Consider the following 13,948-nt stretch of genomic DNA (forward strand, 5'->3'; position numbering starts at 1 on the left):
TGAATTACGCAACAATGGCGTTGTGAAATACGTTGGCGAGGCTCCGCAGGAGGAACTCGCGACCGGTGAGCGCTCGACGCGCAACCGGATCGCGCGCTCCGTCCTGGACCACGGCCCGTCCACCGCCGCCGATCTCGCGAAGCGCCTGGGGCTCACCCAGGCCGCCGTCCGCCGACAGCTCGACGCCCTCGTCTCCGACGATGTCGTGGAGGCCCGCGAGCAGCGGGTGTACGGGACGCGGACCCGTGGCCGCCCGGCCAAGGTGTTCGCCCTGACCGACTGCGGCCGGGACGCCTTCGACCAGTCCTACGACGCGCTCGCCGCGGACGCCCTGCGCTGGATCGCCGAGACCGCGGGCGACGACGCGGTCATGGCGTTCGCCCGTGCCAGGGTCGCCGACCAGTCGGCGGCCTACCGCGCGGCGATCGACGCCGCGGACCCCGAGACCCGTACGGAGGCCTTGGCCAAGGCCTTGTCCGCCGACGGGTACGCTGCTACGGCGCGTAGCGCGCCGGGCCCGCAGCAGGGCGAGCAGCTGTGCCAGCACCACTGCCCGGTCGCACACGTCGCCGAGCAGTACCCACAGCTGTGCGAGGCGGAGACGGAGTTCTTCTCCAGCCTCCTGGGGACGCATGTGCAGCGTCTCGCCACCATCGCCCACGGCGACGGGGTGTGCACGACCTACATCCCGCGCAGCGGTCACCCCACCTCACAGACCACTGAATCAGCATCCACAAGCAAGTCCGGGAGGAACCCCGCATGACGCTCCCTACGGAGACTGCCCACCCTGAGCTCGATGGCCTGGGCACGTACGAATTCGGCTGGGCCGACTCCGACGCGGCAGGCGCGGCGGCCAAGCGCGGCCTCTCCGAGGCTGTCGTCCGCGACATCTCGGACAAGAAGAACGAGCCCGAGTGGATGCTGAAGCTGCGGCTCAAGGGCCTCAAGCTCTTCGGCAAGAAGCCCATGCCGAACTGGGGCTCCGACCTGTCGGGCATCGACTTCGACAACATCAAGTACTTCGTGCGCTCGACGGAGAAGCAGGCGGAGTCCTGGGAGGACCTGCCCGAGGACATCAAGAACACGTACGACAAGCTCGGTATCCCGGAGGCGGAGAAGCAGCGCCTCGTCGCCGGTGTCGCCGCGCAGTACGAGTCCGAGGTCGTCTACCACCAGATCAACGAGGAGCTGGAGGCGCAGGGTGTCATCTTCATGGACACCGACACCGCGCTGAAGGAGCACCCGGAGCTCTTCAAGGAGTACTTCGGCACCGTCATCCCCGTCGGTGACAACAAGTTCGCCTCGCTGAACACGGCCGTGTGGTCCGGTGGCTCGTTCATCTACGTGCCGAAGGGCGTGCACGTCGAGATCCCGCTCCAGGCCTACTTCCGTATCAACACGGAGAACATGGGCCAGTTCGAGCGGACGCTGATCATCGTCGACGAGGACGCCTACGTCCACTACGTCGAGGGCTGCACCGCGCCGATCTACTCCTCGGACTCGCTGCACTCCGCGGTCGTCGAGATCATCGTGAAGAAGGGCGGCCGCTGCCGCTACACGACGATCCAGAACTGGTCGAACAACGTCTACAACCTGGTGACCAAGCGCGCCGTCGCCTACGAGGGCGCGACCATGGAGTGGGTCGACGGCAACATCGGCTCCAAGGTCACCATGAAGTACCCGGCCATCTACCTGATGGGCGAGCACGCCAAGGGCGAGACCCTGTCCATCGCCTTCGCGGGCGAGGGCCAGCACCAGGACGCCGGCGCCAAGATGGTCCACATGGCCCCGAACACCTCGTCCAACATCGTCTCCAAGTCGGTGGCACGAGGCGGCGGCCGCACCTCCTACCGCGGTCTGATCGAGATCGGCGAGGGCGCGCCGGGCGCGAAGTCCAACGTGCTCTGTGACGCGCTGCTGGTCGACACGATCTCGCGCTCCGACACCTACCCCTACGTCGACGTCCGCGAGGACGACGTGTCGATGGGGCACGAGGCGACCGTCTCCAAGGTCTCCGAGGACCAGCTCTTCTACCTGATGAGCCGCGGCATGACCGAGTTCGAGGCAATGGCGATGATCGTGCGCGGCTTCGTCGAGCCGATCGCGAAGGAACTCCCGATGGAGTACGCCCTTGAGCTCAACCGGCTGATCGAGCTGCAGATGGAGGGTTCGGTCGGCTAGTACGCCGACGACCGAATCCCCCTGACATCTGTCTGACTGAGAAAGCGAGCACTACGACAGCCATGGCTGAGGCTCAGAACATTCCGGCGGGCTCCACCACCGCCGGCTCCATCGCGGTGGCCGCCGAGTCGACCGTCGCCACGCGCATGAGCGCCCCCCCGTCCTTCGACGTCGCGGACTTCCCGGTCCCGCACGGCCGCGAGGAGGAGTGGCGGTTCACGCCGCTGGAGCGGCTGCGCGGTCTGCACGACGGCACGGCCATCGCCACCGGCAGCGGTGTGAAGGTCGCGATCGAGGCGCCCTCGGGCGTCACGGTCGAGACCGTCGGCCGCGACGACGCCCGGCTGGGCAAGGCCGGTACGCCGGTGGACCGGGTGGCCGCCCAGGCCTACTCGTCCTTCGAGCAGGCCTCCGTCGTCACCGTCGACAAGGAAGCCGTGCTCACCGAGCCGATCCGGATCACGGTGCACGGCGAGGGCGGGGTGGCCTACGGCCACCAGGTCATCCAGCTGGGCGCCTTCGCCGAGGCCGTCGTCGTCATCGACCACACCGGTGACGCGGTCCTCGCCGCCAACGTCGACTACGTCCTGGGCGACGGTGCGAAGCTGACCGTCGTCTCCGTCCAGGACTGGGACGAGAACGCCGTCCACGTCGGCCAGCACAACGCGCTGGTCGGCCGGGACGCCTCGTTCAAGTCCATCGTCGTCACCTTCGGCGGCGACGTCGTCCGCATCCACCCGCGGATCGCCTACGCGGGCCCCGGCGGCGAGGCCGAGCTCTTCGGCCTGTACTTCACCGACAAGGGCCAGCACCAGGAGCACCGCCTCCTGGTCGACCACAACGCCCCGCACTGCAAGTCCAACGTGGCCTACAAGGGCGCGCTGCAGGGCGACGGCGCGCACGCCGTGTGGATCGGTGACGTCCTGATCCAGGCCAGCGCCGAGGGCACCGACACCTACGAGATGAACCGCAACCTGGTTCTCACCGACGGTGCGCGGGTCGACTCGGTGCCGAACCTGGAGATCGAGACCGGCGAGATCGTCGGCGCCGGCCACGCCTCCGCGACCGGCCGCTTCGACGACGAGCAGCTGTTCTACCTCCAGTCCCGCGGCATCCCCGCCGAAGAGGCCCGCCGCCTCGTCGTGCGCGGCTTCTTCGCCGAGCTGGTCCAGCAGATCGGCCTGCCGGACGTCGAAGCCCGTCTCCTCGACAAGATCGAGACCGAGCTGAAGGCGTCGGTCTGATGGCCTTCGTCAAAGTCTGTGCGCTGAGCGAGCTGGAGGACGACACCCCCAAGCGGGTGGAGCTCGACGGCACGCCGGTGTCCGTCGTCCGCACCGAGGGCGAGGTGTTCGCGATCAACGACATCTGCTCGCACGCGAACGTCTCGCTGTCCGAGGGCGAGGTCGAGGACTGCATGATCGAGTGCTGGCTGCACGGATCGAGCTTCGACCTGCGTACCGGCAAGCCGTCCGGCCTTCCCGCGACGCGCCCCGTCCCCGTATACCCCGTCAAGATCCAAGGGGACGATGTGCTCGTCTCCGTCACCCAGGAGACCTGAGTCACCCATGGCAACGCTTGAAATCCACGACCTGCACGTCACCGTCGAGGCCGACAACGCCACGAAGGAGATCCTCAAGGGCGTCGACCTGACCGTGAAGCAGGGCGAGACCCACGCCATCATGGGCCCCAACGGGTCCGGCAAGTCCACCCTCGCGTACTCCCTCGCAGGCCACCCCAAGTACACGATCACCAGCGGCACGGTGACCCTGGACGGCGAGAACGTCCTGGAGATGACCGTCGACGAGCGCGCCCGCGCCGGTCTGTTCCTCGCCATGCAGTACCCGGTCGAGATCCCCGGTGTCTCGGTCTCCAACTTCCTGCGCACCTCCGCCACCGCCGTCCGCGGCGAGGCCCCCAAGCTGCGTACCTGGGTGAAGGAGGTCAAGGAGGCGATGTCCGAGCTCCACATGGACCCCGCCTTCGCCGAGCGCAACGTGAACGAGGGCTTCTCCGGCGGCGAGAAGAAGCGCCACGAGATCCTCCAGCTGGAGCTCCTCAAGCCGAAGATCGCGATCCTCGACGAGACGGACTCCGGTCTGGACGTCGACGCGCTGAAGACCGTCTCCGAGGGCGTCAACCGGGTCCGCGAGTCCGGCGAGGTCGGCACGCTGCTGATCACGCACTACACGCGCATCCTCAAGTACATCAAGCCCGACTTCGTGCACGTCTTCGCCAACGGCCGCATCGCCGCGTCCGGTGGCGCCGAGCTCGCCGACACGCTGGAGAACGAGGGCTACGAGGCCTACACGAAGGGCGGCGCTTCCGCGTGACTGACGCCCGACAGGGGCTCTCCGGCCTCCTCGACACCGAGGCGATCCGCAAGGACTTCCCGATCCTGGACCGCACGGTCCACGACGGCAAGAAGATCGTGTACCTGGACAACGCGGCGACCTCGCAGAAGCCGCGCCAGGTGCTCGATGCCCTCAACGAGTACTACGAGCGGCACAACGCCAACGTCCACCGCGGCGTGCACGTGCTCGCGGAGGAGGCCACGGCGCTGTACGAGGGCGCCCGTGACAAGGTCGCCGCGTTCATCAACGCACCCAGCCGCAACGAGGTGATCTTCACCAAGAACGCCTCGGAGTCGCTCAACCTCGTGGCCAACATGCTCGGCTGGGCCGACGAGCCCTACCGGGTCGACCACGAGACCGAGATCGTCATCACGGAGATGGAGCACCACTCCAACATCGTGCCGTGGCAGCTGCTCTCGCAGCGCACCGGCGCGAAGCTGAAGTGGTTCGGCATCACCGACGACGGCCGGCTCGACCTGTCCCACATCAACGAGATCATCACCGAGAAGACGAAGATCGTCTCCTTCACGCTGGTCTCGAACATCATGGGCACGATCAACCCGGTCGAGCAGATCGTCCGGCGCGCCCAGGAAGTCGGCGCGCTGGTCTGCATCGACGCCTCGCAGGCGGCCCCGCACATGGTGCTCGACGTGCAGGCGCTGCAGGCCGACTTCGTGGCCTTCACCGGCCACAAGATGGTCGGTCCGACCGGCATCGGTGTGCTCTGGGGACGGCAGGAGCTCCTGGAGGACCTGCCGCCGTTCCTCGGCGGCGGCGAGATGATCGAGACCGTGTCGATGAACTCGTCGACGTACGCCCCGGCGCCCCACAAGTTCGAGGCCGGTACGCCCCCGATCGCCCAGGCCGTCGGCCTCGGCGCGGCCGTGGACTACCTCTCGGCGATCGGCATGGAGAACATCCACCGCCACGAGCAGGCCATCACCGAGTACGCGGTGAAGCGGCTCCTGGAGGTCCCGGACCTCAGGATCATCGGTCCGGCCACCGCCGAGGACCGCGGGGCCGCGATCTCCTTCACGCTCGGCGACATCCACCCGCACGACGTGGGTCAGGTACTCGACGAGCAGGGCATCGCCGTCCGGGTCGGACACCACTGCGCACGGCCGGTCTGCCTGCGGTACGGAATTCCTGCGACGACGCGAGCGTCGTTCTATCTGTACTCCACGCCCGCCGAGGTCGACGCCCTGGTGGACGGCCTGGAACACGTCCGGAACTTTTTCGGTTAGACAGCGGCGAGGGTTGACTGGTGAAGCTTGATTCCATGTACCAGGAAGTGATCCTGGACCACTACAAGCACCCCCACGGGCGTGGCCTGCGGGACGGCGACGCCGAGGTGCATCACGTCAATCCGACGTGCGGTGACGAGATCACGCTGCGCGTGCGGTACGACGGCGAGACCATCGCCGATGTGAGCTACGAGGGCCAGGGCTGCTCCATCAGCCAGGCCAGCGCCTCCGTGCTGAACGAGCTGCTGGTCGGCAAGGAACTGGGCGAGGCCCAGAAGATCCAGGCCGCGTTCCTGGAACTGATGCAGTCCAAGGGACAGCTGGAGCCGGACGAAGCGATGGAGGAGGTGCTGGAGGACGCGGTCGCGTTCGCCGGCGTCTCCAAGTACCCGGCCCGGGTCAAATGCGCGCTGCTGAGCTGGATGGCGTGGAAAGACGCGACGGCGAAGGCGCTGTCCGAAGGGAAGACGGCATGAGCGACAACGAGACCCTGACCACCAAGCCGGCCTCCGAGGAGGAGGTCCGCGAGGCGCTGTACGACGTCGTCGACCCCGAGCTGGGCATCGATGTCGTCAACCTGGGCCTGATCTACGGCATCCATGTGGACGACGCGAACATCGCCACCCTCGACATGACCCTGACGTCGGCGGCCTGTCCGCTGACCGATGTCATCGAGGACCAGGCGAGGTCCGCCACCGACGGCATCGTCAACGAGCTCCGGATCAACTGGGTCTGGATGCCGCCGTGGGGTCCCGACAAGATCACGGACGACGGCCGCGAGCAGCTGCGCGCGCTGGGCTTCAACGTCTGAGCGACACCGTGTGCGTGTGAACGGCCCCCGGCTCCTTGAGCCGGGGGCCGTTCGGCGTTGTTCGTCCGCCGTATCCCCGGCGTCCGCCCGCCGTTGGCGCGAGAATCAGAACCTGATTCTCGACACCCCGCCGACGAGAGGCACACCGTGCTGCATCAGCTTGTCCTCCCTCACCGCCGGACCGTCGCCGCCGCGGGAGGTGCACTGGCGCTGGCCGCCCTGGGGCTGGGCGCACCCGCGCACGCCGCGAGCTACGGAACGCCGACGATCACGCTGTCCGCCGGCTATCTCTCCGGCGCCGTCGGCGCGACCGCAGACCCCGTGGTGACGGTCACCGTCGGGCAGAGCGGAGCCGATGTGTCGGCGCTCGGCGTGGCGGCGTCCGCCAGCTCCACGTCCTCCGTCGCCGGGACCGGCGATGTGACGGTGACCGGCGCGGGCGCCACCCGGCAGCTCCGGGTCGCCGCGCACGCCCGCGGCTACACCGACCTCACGATCAAGGTCACCGGCCTCGGCGGCAAGACCGCCACCAAGTCCCTGCACTACGCGGCGTCCGCCGCCGTCCGGAACGCGGCCGACACGCGCTACCTCACCGGCTCCTCGGACGCCTCGGCCGCCGTCGACGCCGGTGGCGGCTATGTGGTGGTCGCCGACGACGAGACCAACACCCTGCGCCTCTACGACAGTTCGGTCTCCGGGGCGCCCGTCCGTACCTGGGACGTCGCCTCGAAGCTCGGGGTGTCCAAGGAGATCGACATCGAGGGCGCGGCCCGGGTCGGCAACACGATCTACTGGACCGGCTCGCTCGGCAACAACAAGGACGGTGAGTACAAGTCCGACCGCAACACCGTCTTCACGACCACGGTGAGCGGCTCCGGCGCCGCCACCCAGCTGACGGTCGGCGGGAAGTACAAGAAGCTCCGCGACGACCTCGTCGCCTGGGACAAGGCGAACGGCAACCGCTACGGCTTCGCGGCGGGGACGAAGGACGGCGAGGCGCCCAAGCAGATCGACGGGTTCAACATCGAGGGCCTGGAGTTCGCACCCGGCTCGACGACCACCGCCTACCTCGGCTTCCGTGCCCCGCTCGTCCCGCCGAAGGACGGCGGCAAGGCGCTGATCGTGCCCGTCACCAACTTCGACAAGGTGGCCGGCTCAGGAGCGAAGGCGACGATCGGCACCCCGATCGAGCTGGACCTCGGCGGACTCAGCATCCGCGACATCCGCAAGAACTCCGCCGACCAGTATCTGATCGTGGCCGGCTCCTGGGCGGCGGACGACAACTCCGACCCGTACGCCCTCTACTCCTGGGACGGTATCGCGGGCCACGCACCGGTCAAGCGCCTCGATCTGCCGACCACCGACCCGGGCGGCTGGGAGGCCGTCGTCGACGTCCCCGACCTGAACACGCCCGGCGCACGCGCCCAGCTGATCACGGACGCGGGCTCGGCCGATCTGTACGGGGACGGCACGGAGGCCAAGGACCTCGACCACGACGAGTGGAAGAAGTCCCGCGCCACCTGGTTCACCGTCAACGGCTGACCCACAGCGGCGAACCCCACGGTCCGCCCTCCGCACGGCCGCGCCCGCCGGTCCGCCCGGCGAGCGCGGCCGTTTCGCTGTCCGCCGACGCCACGCTCCGGCCGAAGGCGCCGCCCGGCGAGCGTCACCAGGAGGCCGAGCGCGGGGTCCACCACGGTGAACACGTCGGGGCACCCGGATTCCAGCCGGGCCATGGCGTGCTCCTGCTGGCCGAGGTCATCGCCCCAGGCCCGGAGCGCGTCGCGCACACCGGAGCTCTGCCGGATGACCGTGCGTACGTCCATTCCGCCGGACCACCCGGAACCGCACGCGGCGCCGCGCCCGTCCACGAGCCGCAGCGCCTGCCGCCGCAGCCACCGCAGGGCGAGCCGGCGATTCCTCACCACGGCCCCGCCGAGCGACACGGCACGCTGCCCGGTCGTCGCGGTGACCTCCACCGCGTACCCCGCACCGGTCACGCGGCGCACTCCCCACCCGGGCGCCGCTTCACGACCGCTCCCCGTGCGCGGCGGCGAGGTGCCGCTTGCGCAGCACCCGGCAGTCGGTCGCCCGGCTCTCGTCCCGCTCACGCCGGGCCACGGCTTCGGCCAGATCGAACTCCTGGCACTGTCGGCACTCGGCGGTCCCGGAAGGCTCGGCGCTGCTGTGGTCGGTCATGCCACTTCCCCCCGGCTCCTGGCGTTCTCGTACGCGGTACGGGCGCGGAGGCGCTCGTCGCGGGTGGCGGGGCGGACGTGTTCGGGGACGGCTTCCCACTCGGGACCTCCGCCGATGGGCCGCAGCGACCAGTAGGGGCCGGAGACCCCTCGGAACTCCCCGATGCGGTCGTTACGGCTGCTGTCCGCCATGAGCGTCCCGGCGGACGGGAGTTGGGCGCGTTGCTGCTCAGACACCGCCGCTCCTCTCTGTAGTCGTTTCACTACCAAGGGCGTTCAGCGTGGCTTAGAGTCAGGGGGTCTTCAACTTACGCAGAATGACAGGCAAGTAGGTAACGGATGGTGAACCGAAAGGAACTTGATCCCGAGCGGTCGCCCAGCGCAGCGTTCGGGGCACTTCTTCGCAGTTTGAGGGATGAACGAGGCTGGACACAGGACGAGCTGGCAGAGCGCATCGGGTGTTCCGGGGCGCATATTTCCGCAGTCGAAACTGGGCGGCGGACTCCAACTCAACAGTTCGCGGCAAGTGCTGACAGGGCTCTCGGAAGCGGAGATCGACTGCAACGTCAGAGCCGGGCCGTCCGGTACAGAGCGTTGCTCGAAGGATTCCCGGAGTACGTGGCGCACGAGGCGCGCGCTGTGGAGATCAGGCTCTATGAAGTCGGTGTGATACCTGGTCTGCTCCAGACACAGGAATACGCCTCAGCGCTCGGAGACAGCACAGTGAAACGGGGCGTTGCCTCCCGGGAGCAGGCCGACGAACGAATTTCCCTGATCGCGCAGCGTCAGGCGTCGCTGACACGAACGCCGTCCCCGCTGGTATTTGTCGTCCTCGACGAGAGCTGCCTTCTGCGTCCCATCGGTGGCAGCGCACTCATGGACGCACAGTTCACGCGGCTGATGGAGTTCGCCGAGTTGCCGAACACCGTGCTTCAGGTTGCCCCGTTCGCCATCGGGGCCCGCCGCCCGATGACGCTGCCGGTAACGTTGCTCACGATGCCGGACCGCTCGCTCGTGTCGTACGCGGAGTCTGCCAATCGGGGTCACCTGGAGCGGGACAGTAGCTCGGTAGTGCCCCTGTTGACGGACTACCATCAACTACAGGCCGAAGCGCTGCCCCGAGCGGCGTCCGTGGCCATGATTAACCAGTTACGAAAGGGCAACCCGTGACGACCGAATCCCCCCGTTGGTTCAAGTCCTCATTCAGCGAGAACGGTGGCCAGTGCATTGAGGTTGCCACCAACCTCGTTACCCCGCACGGTGTGGTCCCCGTGCGTGACTCCAAGAACCTCGCCGGCCCGGTTCTCAACGTCGCCGCCGCCTCGTTCGCCTCCTTCGTGGCAGGTGCCAAGTCCGGAGAGTTCGACGCTGTCTGACCGCTGTATGGATGTTCCGCCTTGCGTGGGTCCAGTTGTGCGCCGAAGGGCCCTCGCAGGCGGTATCCGCAGCTATGACTCCTGAGCTCGCTCGCGGGCCGCGACCTGCTGCAGTTCGCCGTAGCGGTGAAGTGCTCCCGGATCGCCGATGTGTCCGGCCGCCGCGATGGGCGGAGGTGGCAGGTGCGTTCGGGGCGAGCTGGGGCCGCGCAGCAGTCGGTCCTGCTCGTCGCTGATTCTCTCGGCTCGTTGTTCGCCCAGTGAGGCCGCCGGTTGATCGCGGGGGCGGCGGTTCTCCCCTCGCCTCGGTACTGTGGCTTCGCATGACCGAGATCGAGATCACCGCAGACCTGGTCCGCGACCTGCTGGAGGAGCAGCATCCAGACCTTGCAGGGCTGGCCATCCGGGAGGTGGCGGGCGGCTGGGGCAACCAGATGTGGCGCCTCGGGGACGAGCTGGCCGTGCGTATGCAGCGCATGGACCCCACCCCGGAGCTGCAGCTCAAGGAGCGGCGCTGGCTGCCCGTGCTGGCCCCGCGCCTGCCGCTCCCGGTGCCGCTTCCGGTGCGGTTCGGTGAACCGTCCGAGCGCTTCCCCAAGCACTGGACCGTGATGACGTGGGTTCCGGGCGAGCCGCTGGACCACGGCTCGATCAGCCGCGGCACCCACGCGGCCGACACGTTGGCGGGTTTCCTCCGGGCGCTCCATGTGGAGGCGCCGCCCGAGGCGCCCGTCTCCACCAGCCGCGGTGCCCATCCCAGGAACTGCACGGACGGCTTCCAGGCCTTCTTCCAGGGTGTTGCCCTCGACGACATCGCCGCCGACGTCCGGGCTGTCTGGGACGACGCCGTCGCGGCCCCCGCGTGGGAGGGCCCGCCGGTGTGGGGGCACGGCGATCTCCATCCCGCGAACGTCGTCGTCTCGGACGGAACGCTCTCGGGCATCGTCGACTTCGGTGACATGTTCGCCGGCGATCCGGCGTGGGACCTCGCCGCCGCCTGGGTGCTGCTGCCCGCGGGCACGGCCTCACGGTTCTTCGACACGTACGCGCGTGCGGACGAGGCGGCGATCCGGCGTGCCCGCGGGCTGGCCGCTATGAAGAGTCTCTTCCTGATGCTCATGGGGCAGAACGGGGATCAGGGCCTTCCCGGCGGAAAGCCGCACTGGGGACCTGCGGGCCGGGCGGCACTTGATCGTGTTCTGAAGGGCGTCTGACGCGCGCTCGTTGCTCGCTCCGTGCGGTTCCGGGCCGGTCACGTGCGGCGATGCCCTGAAGGCGAAGGCGCCTCCGAGACCGGCCCGCCCGCGCGGGACCAGGCAGAGGCCTTCGGCCCAGTCGCCTCAACATCGACGGCCTGGCGGCTGCTCGCCGGCGGTGACGAGTTCACCGCGCTCGCAGCCTTCCTGCTCGCCCAGCCGTGATCAGTTCTGCTGTGAACGACCCAGTTCGGACAGATCGCTGTAGAGGCGGTTCAGCGCGTACGCGCCCAGGCCGAGGCCCTGGTCGATTCGGCGTCGTGCGGCTGGATCTTGGTAGTGGGGTTCCAGCAGCAGGAAGAAGTCCTCTGCGTGTTGTTCGTCGATTTCGGAGTGGAGGCCGTAGTGCGTCAGATCGGCTTGAGCGACCCAGCCGCGGTTCACCGCCGCGCTACCCGTGATGGCCGATACCGAGGCGAATGCGTACTCGATCGCACCCATGCAGCCAATTCCTACCTGCGGGTCCTCCCACGTACACACCGCACTGAGAACGCTGTTGTACGCGTGGACGGCCGGCATCATCTTCAGGCTGTTCAGCCGTGCGGTGTCGCTGCCGATGCCGGCCAGAAACGCGCGGAAGGTCTCGTGATGGAATTCCTGAGGGCGGAATCCACCGTGTTCTTCCACGACATTGCCCAGGATGCCGACGCGATCCGCGGGGTGCTCGATGCGGGACACCAGCACAGCCATCGGACGGGCGAAGTAGGTAACGGCGAAACCTAGTTGCTCCTGGCTTGTGCGGAAGCTCTCCAACGACATGCTTCCGTCTACCAGCGTTCGGAAGTACGGATTGTTCAGGACACCGGTCTCGGCCACGATGTGCTTGGCGTGTGCTGTCACCAGCGGGGCCTTGGTCGTCCCCAGATGGGTGGTCACGGTCGTCTCTCCTGGCGTGTTCTTCTTGAGCACGGCTCGATGCGGGACGGGCCGGGGCCCCCTCTGAGATGGAGCCGGAGCTGTCGGTGTCGATGTCGGCGAACGACACGTCGATGTCTTCGTCGCTCAGCGCGAAAGAGGACTGAAACAGGCGCTTGAACTCGGACTTGTCGAGTTCGCCGTCTCCGTCGACGTCGGCGGTGGCCACGAAGACCTTGGCGGACGGCGTGACAATCCGCGCGTAGTCATCCGGCTTGTCCTCCAGGCTGACAAACCCGGCCAGGAATTCGTCGCGTGATACGACGCCGTCCCCGTCTGTGTCCATAGGGACTGGCGTGAGCTTGAATTCCTGCGTCGTGCGGCCCACCCAGGCGTAGACGTCGGTGACGCTGACCCATCCGTCGCGCTCGTGATGGAACACGTTGTAGTAGTGCCGGGCCTTGCTGTGGATGATGGATTTTTCCGGCATGCGAAGACCTCGAACTGTCTTGTGCGGTGGGCGAATCGAGTACCCACCGCGCCCCGGTCCACGAGTAATGAATCGTGAGCTCAGGGTGGCAGCGTTTCCCTTCCCGGGCGCCGGCGCCAAAGCGTCACCACTCATTCGAGTGAGTAATGCGACCTGGCAGTTTCAGCCCGGTCCAAGGGCGTGGAGCCAGGGCGACCGCTGTTCGGCGGTGGATGTCCTCACGCAGGTTCCGCGTCGCTGTGCGGAAGGTCGGTCCGGTGGGTACCGAGGGAAGAGGTGGGCCCGAGCACCTCAAGACCCAGCCGATCGCCTGGGCAGCCGAGAAGGGGGCTCCCCGCCGAAGCCACCCGTTACGGTGACGGGCATGTCTGACACCGACTTCTGGACCCTGCCTCCCGAGCGCATGACCCAGGGCAGCGGCAGCCGCTACGAACTGACCGTCCTCCAGCCGCCGTTCGCCGTGGACGCCAGTGAGCTTCCCCCCAACTCAGCTGATCAGGCGGCTGAGTTCGCCCGCTCGCTGGGGGCGATCGACGACGTGATCGAGAACCTCGGACCCCGTAAGCAGAGCGACTTGGCCACGGTCGCCACGAGGGCCGATCTGGATGTCGTCCGGGTGGGGGTGTGGGGGAGTGTCATGTCGGTCTCCGATCCGGCGTTCGCGGACGACGGCAACGACATGCCGCTGCTCGCGGAGGCCACCCGGCTGCGTGAGCGGTTCCCCGACGCGCGGATCGTGGGCCGGGTGGAGGTGCACTGCGGCGCCGAGCACACCGAGGATCTCGTGTGGCTGCCGGACGGGACCATGTTCCATGCCTGTGGCTGGCCCGGTGACGAACCGTTCGTCGTGACCGGCGACCCGCAAGGGGTGATGTCCGCCCTCGGGATCACCGTGGAAGCCCTCGAAGACATCGATGTGTACTTCGACCCGGACGACGAGCCGAACCAGAACGACTGGGGCGCCCTCGCCACGGCGTGTCTCGGGGACGCGGACCCGTGGGGCAGGGCCGATCTGGACGCCTCCTCGCTGCGGGTGCGGCACAGCGAGCACGCGACCAGCCACATGGAAGGCCTGTACTTCGGTGACTGAATGAGCGTCAAAGCCCCCTGCAACGATGTGAGTTGACTGTGCGACACGCCCTTTAATCGTTCTTTGCCTGTCGGTGGGTCGGTCTAGGGTGCA

The 13,948-nt window shown here is 67.9% G+C and carries 16 protein-coding genes and 1 pseudogene; 13 read left to right on the forward strand and 4 right to left on the reverse strand.

Annotation, left to right across the window (positions count from 1 at the left end; genetic code table 11):
- Positions 1-22: 22 nt before the first annotated feature.
- The 9 genes from ACIQM0_RS08575 (at position 23) to ACIQM0_RS08615 (ending at position 8,132) form a co-directional block, all read left to right on the forward strand.
- The gene (locus ACIQM0_RS08575) at positions 23-763 is read left to right on the forward strand and encodes a helix-turn-helix transcriptional regulator (protein WP_401284710.1); all 741 of its coding nucleotides are present in this window, start codon (positions 23-25) and stop codon (positions 761-763) included.
- Positions 760-2,181: a Fe-S cluster assembly protein SufB gene (gene sufB, locus ACIQM0_RS08580; RefSeq protein ID WP_145762813.1), complete on the forward strand. Its 1,422-nt coding sequence runs from the start codon at positions 760-762 to the stop codon at positions 2,179-2,181. Before ACIQM0_RS08575 ends, sufB begins: the two co-directional genes overlap by 4 nt.
- A 62-nt stretch (positions 2,182-2,243) precedes the next feature.
- Positions 2,244-3,425, forward strand: a complete 1,182-nt coding sequence (sufD, locus tag ACIQM0_RS08585) for a Fe-S cluster assembly protein SufD (RefSeq protein WP_401284713.1) — start codon at positions 2,244-2,246, stop codon at positions 3,423-3,425.
- Positions 3,425-3,742, forward strand: a complete 318-nt coding sequence (locus ACIQM0_RS08590) for a bifunctional 3-phenylpropionate/cinnamic acid dioxygenase ferredoxin subunit (protein WP_123469247.1) — start codon at positions 3,425-3,427, stop codon at positions 3,740-3,742. The genes sufD and ACIQM0_RS08590 overlap by 1 nt, the downstream gene beginning before the upstream one ends.
- A 7-nt stretch (positions 3,743-3,749) precedes the next feature.
- Positions 3,750-4,514, forward strand: a complete 765-nt coding sequence (gene sufC / locus ACIQM0_RS08595; RefSeq protein WP_363021540.1) for a Fe-S cluster assembly ATPase SufC — start codon at positions 3,750-3,752, stop codon at positions 4,512-4,514.
- Complete coding sequence (locus ACIQM0_RS08600; protein WP_363021541.1) at positions 4,511-5,779, forward strand: cysteine desulfurase; 1,269 nt, start codon at positions 4,511-4,513, stop codon at positions 5,777-5,779. The genes sufC and ACIQM0_RS08600 overlap by 4 nt, the downstream gene beginning before the upstream one ends.
- A 20-nt stretch (positions 5,780-5,799) precedes the next feature.
- Entirely contained in the window at positions 5,800-6,255 is a 456-nt protein-coding gene (gene sufU / locus ACIQM0_RS08605) for a Fe-S cluster assembly sulfur transfer protein SufU (RefSeq protein WP_306052627.1), read from the forward strand.
- Entirely contained in the window at positions 6,252-6,590 is a 339-nt protein-coding gene (locus tag ACIQM0_RS08610; RefSeq protein ID WP_363021542.1) for a metal-sulfur cluster assembly factor, read from the forward strand. Before sufU ends, ACIQM0_RS08610 begins: the two co-directional genes overlap by 4 nt.
- A gap of 147 nt (positions 6,591-6,737) precedes the next feature.
- A complete protein-coding gene (locus ACIQM0_RS08615; protein ID WP_401284718.1) occupies positions 6,738-8,132 on the forward strand; it encodes a DUF3616 domain-containing protein in 1,395 nt (464 codons plus the stop codon).
- A 486-nt stretch (positions 8,133-8,618) separates the two neighbouring features.
- Here ACIQM0_RS08615 and ACIQM0_RS08620 read toward each other — a convergent pair whose 3' ends face one another.
- Complete coding sequence (locus tag ACIQM0_RS08620) at positions 8,619-8,789, reverse strand: hypothetical protein (protein ID WP_401284720.1); 171 nt, start codon at positions 8,787-8,789, stop codon at positions 8,619-8,621.
- The gene (locus ACIQM0_RS08625; protein WP_401285104.1) at positions 8,786-8,980 is read right to left on the reverse strand and encodes a hypothetical protein; all 195 of its coding nucleotides are present in this window, start codon (positions 8,978-8,980) and stop codon (positions 8,786-8,788) included. Before ACIQM0_RS08625 ends, ACIQM0_RS08620 begins: the two co-directional genes overlap by 4 nt.
- 147 nt (positions 8,981-9,127) lie before the next feature.
- Here ACIQM0_RS08625 and ACIQM0_RS08630 point away from each other — a divergent pair, with 147 nt between their 5' ends.
- The 3 genes from ACIQM0_RS08630 (at position 9,128) to ACIQM0_RS08640 (ending at position 11,378) form a co-directional block, all read left to right on the forward strand.
- Positions 9,128-9,958 (forward strand): helix-turn-helix transcriptional regulator, encoded by an 831-nt coding sequence (locus tag ACIQM0_RS08630; protein WP_401284723.1) that lies wholly within the window; start codon positions 9,128-9,130, stop codon positions 9,956-9,958.
- Positions 9,955-10,164: a DUF397 domain-containing protein gene (locus ACIQM0_RS08635; RefSeq protein WP_401284726.1), complete on the forward strand. Its 210-nt coding sequence runs from the start codon at positions 9,955-9,957 to the stop codon at positions 10,162-10,164. Before ACIQM0_RS08630 ends, ACIQM0_RS08635 begins: the two co-directional genes overlap by 4 nt.
- Positions 10,165-10,487: 323 nt before the next feature.
- Positions 10,488-11,378, forward strand: a complete 891-nt coding sequence (locus tag ACIQM0_RS08640; protein WP_401284729.1) for an aminoglycoside phosphotransferase family protein — start codon at positions 10,488-10,490, stop codon at positions 11,376-11,378.
- Between the two features lie 207 nt (positions 11,379-11,585).
- Here the strand turns inward: ACIQM0_RS08640 and ACIQM0_RS08645 are convergent, their stop codons facing one another.
- Both ACIQM0_RS08645 and ACIQM0_RS08650 read right to left on the reverse strand, forming a co-directional pair.
- Entirely contained in the window at positions 11,586-12,296 is a 711-nt protein-coding gene (locus ACIQM0_RS08645) for a TenA family transcriptional regulator (protein WP_401284732.1), read from the reverse strand.
- A 76-nt stretch (positions 12,297-12,372) separates the two neighbouring features.
- Positions 12,373-12,900: pseudogene (locus ACIQM0_RS08650) on the reverse strand (EF-hand domain-containing protein); the annotation flags it as partial.
- A gap of 229 nt (positions 12,901-13,129) precedes the next feature.
- On the opposite strand from ACIQM0_RS08650, the gene ACIQM0_RS08655 reads away from it, so the two are divergent.
- A complete protein-coding gene (locus tag ACIQM0_RS08655) occupies positions 13,130-13,855 on the forward strand; it encodes a DUF6333 family protein (protein WP_401284735.1) in 726 nt (241 codons plus the stop codon).
- Positions 13,856-13,948: the final 93 nt, after the last annotated feature.

This window comes from Streptomyces sp. NPDC091387 (genome assembly GCF_044756945.1).
Taxonomy (GTDB): domain Bacteria; phylum Actinomycetota; class Actinomycetes; order Streptomycetales; family Streptomycetaceae; genus Streptomyces.